We start from the raw sequence: 3,734 nt of genomic DNA on the forward strand, positions 1-3,734 counted from the left end.
AAGAAGATCGGCGACGGCACCCCCGAAGAGGTCCGCCGCAACGAGGAGGTCATCAGCGCCTACCTCGGCACGAGTCACTGAACGAGAACGACACCATGGCATTTTTTCTTGAGACTCTCTTCGGCGGCCTGATGGTGGGCATGCTTTATTCCCTGGTCGCGCTGGGCTTCGTGCTGATCTTCAAGGCCTCGGGCGTCTTCAACTTCGCCCAGGGCGCCATGGTGCTCTTCGCCGCCCTGGCCATGGCCCGCTTCTCCGAGTGGATCCCCCTGTGGCTGGGCATCGAGAGCAAGTGGCTGGGCAATCTGTTGGCCTTGGCCACCGTCGTGCTGCTGATGGTGGTCGTGGCGCAACTCATCGAGATGGGCGTCTTGCGCCATCTCGTCAACCAGGACGGCATCACATTGCTGATGGCCACGCTCGGCATCAGCTACTTCCTGGATGGCCTGACCCAGCTGGTGTTCGGCAGCAGCACCTACAAGATCGATGTCGGCATGCCCAAGGATCCGATCATCGTGCTCGAGAGCACCTTCCAGGGCGGGCTGTTGCTGAGCCTGGAAGACCTGTATGCCGCCGCCATTGCCGCCATGCTGGTGGCCTTGCTCACCCTGTTCTTCCAGAAGACGGGCACCGGCCGGGCCCTGCGCGCCGTGGCCGACGACCATCAGGCCGCGCAGTCCATCGGCATCCCGCTCAACCGCATCTGGGTCATCGTCTGGTCGGTGGGCGGCCTCGTGGCGCTGGTGGCCGGGATCATCTGGGGCTCCAAGCTCGGTGTGCAGTACTCCATCTCGCTGGTGGCGCTCAAGGCCTTGCCGGTGGTGATCCTGGGCGGCCTCACCTCCGTGCCCGGCGCCATCGTGGGCGGTTTGATCATCGGTGTGGGCGAGAAGCTCTCGGAGATCTACATCGGCCCCATGGTGGGTGGCGGGATCGAGAACTGGTTCGCCTACGTGCTGGCGCTGCTCTTCCTGCTGGTCCGCCCCCAGGGCCTCTTCGGCGACAAGATCATCGATCGCGTCTGACCCCTTCCCCCGACACACGCACAAGGACACGCACCATGTTTTACCGGGAGAACGGTCAGTTCAAGACCTCCTACCGCGCCGATCAGCAGATCTTCACGGTGGCACAGGACCGGCTCGCCATCGGTCTGCTCGCCGTGCTCGCTTTTGTGGCCATCCCCCTGCTGGCCAGCGACTACGCCTTCCGCGCCGTGCTCATACCCTTCCTGATCCTCTCGCTCGCGGCCTTGGGCGTGAACATCCTGGTCGGTTACTGCGGCCAGATCTCGCTGGGCACGGGGGCCTTCATGGCGGTGGGGGCCTATGCGGCGTACAACCTCCAGGTCCGCATCGAAGGCCTGCCCCTGTTGCTCGCGCTGATCGGCGGTGGGCTGTGCGCCATGGCCCTGGGCATCGTGTTCGGCATCCCCAGCCTTCGCATCCGTGGCCTGTACCTGGCCGTGGCCACGCTGGCGGCCCAGTTCTTCGTGGACTGGTTCGTCAACCGCGCGGCCTGGGTCACCAACCACTCGACATCGGGACTGGTGAGCATCCGGTCCCTCGATTTTCTCGGCATGGCGCTGGACACGCCCGCCCGCAAGTACCTGCTCTGCCTCACGTTGCTGGTGGTGCTCGGCCTGATGGCCAAGAACCTGGTGCGCAGCGCCAAGGGCCGCGAGTGGATGGCGATCCGCGACATGGACGTGGCCGCCGCCGTCATCGGCATCCGGCCGGTGAGCGCCAAGCTCAGCGCGTTCGCGGTCAGCAGCTTCATCGTCGGTGTGGCCGGCGCGCTCTGGGGATTCGTCCATCTGGGGGCCTGGGAACCCGCGGCTTTCGGCATCGACAAGTCGTTCCAGCTGCTCTTCATGGTGATCATCGGCGGCCTGGGCTCCATCGTCGGCGCCCCCATGGGCGCGGCCTTCATCGTCCTGCTGCCGCTGGTCCTCAACCATGTGCCCCATTGGCTGGGATTGCCGATTTCCACCGGCACCGCCGCCTTCCTGGAACACATGATTTTTGGCGCGCTGATTGTCGTTTTCCTCATCGCCGAACCCCATGGGCTGGCCCGCCTGTGGTCGACCGCGCGCCAGAAGCTGCGGCTGTGGCCCTTTCCTCATTAACCGCGCAACGCCCTCGCCTTCTTCCGTTCCCCAACCCCTTGAACCTTTCAGGAGACCAGCCATGAAGACCCACACCCCTTCTTCGTTCGCCCGCGTCGCCGCCCTGGCGGCCATGAGTCTGACGTCCTTCTTGCCGCTCGCGGCAAGCGCACAGGCGTCCGAACAATTCATCCCATTGCTCGTCTACCGCACCGGCCAGTTCGCGCCGCTCGGCATCCCATGGGCCGACGGCAAGCAGGACTACCTCAAGCTGATCAACGCCCGCGATGGGGGTGTCAACGGCGTGAAACTCGTGTTCGAGGAGTGCGAAACCGCCTACGACGCGGCCAAAGGCGTGGAGTGCTACGACCGCCTGAAGGCCAAGGGCTCCGGCGCTTCCGGCTTCGACCCTCAGTCCACCGGCATCACCTTCGCCGTCACGGACAAGGCCCTCACCGACAAAGTCGCCATCCAGACCATGGGCTACGGGCTCTCGCAATCGGTGGACGGCACGGTGTTCGAGTGGAACTTCCCTCTGCTGGGCACCTACTGGACGGCCACCGACATCATCCTGCAGGACATCGCCCGCAAGGAAAAAGGCAACCTCAAAGGCAAGAAGATCGCCCTGGTCTACCACGACTCGCCCTATGGCAAGGAGCCGATCCCGCTGCTGCAGAAGCTGGCCGCCCAGGACGGCTTCGACCTCTCCCTCTTCCCCGTCACGCCGCCCGGCGTCGAACAGAAGTCCGCCTGGCTGCAGATCCGCCAGCAGCGTCCCGATTACGTTCTGTTCTGGAGCGCGGGGGTCATGACGCCGGCCGGCATCCGCGAGGCCCAGGCCAGCGGGTTCCCACGCGACAAGTTGTATGGCGTCTGGTGGGCCGGCTCCGACCACGATGTCAAGGACATCGGCGAAGGCGCCAAGGGCTACAACGCCGTCACCATCCACAACAGCGCGGCACGGGACAAGGTCCACGATGAGCTCAAGAAACTCGTCTACGACAAGGGCATGGGCACCGCGAAGGACGATGGTGAGGTGGGCGTCATGGCGCACACGCGCGGCATGATGATCGCGATGCTTCAGGTCGAGGCCATCCGCGCCGCCCAGGAGAAGTTCGGCAAGGGCAAGACCATGACACCCGAGCAGGTGCGCTGGGGCTTTGAAAACCTGGATCTCACCGAGGCCAGGCTCAAGACGCTCGGCTTCGGCGAGATCATGCGGCCCGTCAAGACCTCTTGCAGCAACCACATGGGCGCCGCCTGGGGACGCATCGCCCAATGGGATGGCGCCAAGTGGGCCGTGAAATCCGACTGGTACGAAGCTCGCAAGGCCAATCTGGACCCCTTGGTGAAGGAGCACGCCGCCAAGTACGCCAAGGACAAGAACATCACGCCCCGCAGTTGCAACTGAACACCGCTTCAGCGACCAAGACATGCGCCCTTCCGACTCCACCCGCGCCGGGCCTCAGGCCACCGCATCCGTCGATGCGGTGGTGCTCAACGTCAACGGCATCGAGGTCATCTACAACCACGTCATCCTGGTGCTCAAGGGGGTCTCGCTGCAGGTGCCCCAGGGCCAGATCGCGGCCATCCTGGGCGGCAACGGCGCGGGCAAGACCACCACGCTGCG

Annotated in this window: 5 protein-coding genes; all 5 read left to right on the plus strand. The window is 64.8% G+C overall.

Going from position 1 to position 3,734, the window contains the following annotated elements:
* On the plus strand, positions 1-81 hold an 81-nt coding region (locus AC3WPZ_RS27655), incomplete at its 5' end, for an ABC transporter ATP-binding protein C-terminal domain-containing protein (RefSeq protein WP_492442555.1).
* Between the two features lie 14 nt (positions 82-95).
* Entirely contained in the window at positions 96-1,025 is a 930-nt protein-coding gene (locus AC3WPZ_RS27660) for a branched-chain amino acid ABC transporter permease (RefSeq protein WP_492442551.1), read from the plus strand.
* A gap of 35 nt (positions 1,026-1,060) precedes the next feature.
* Complete coding sequence (locus AC3WPZ_RS27665) at positions 1,061-2,125, plus strand: branched-chain amino acid ABC transporter permease (protein WP_444686592.1); 1,065 nt, start codon at positions 1,061-1,063, stop codon at positions 2,123-2,125.
* Between the two features lie 112 nt (positions 2,126-2,237).
* Positions 2,238-3,515 (plus strand): ABC transporter substrate-binding protein, encoded by a 1,278-nt coding sequence (locus AC3WPZ_RS27670; RefSeq protein ID WP_382325610.1) that lies wholly within the window; start codon positions 2,238-2,240, stop codon positions 3,513-3,515.
* 22 nt (positions 3,516-3,537) lie between these two features.
* Positions 3,538-3,734, plus strand: a 197-nt coding sequence (locus AC3WPZ_RS27675) for an ATP-binding cassette domain-containing protein (RefSeq protein WP_492442553.1), incomplete at its 3' end; no start/stop codon positions are given.

It is taken from the genome of Hydrogenophaga sp. FW305-3-2-15-A-LB1, from assembly GCF_058787875.1.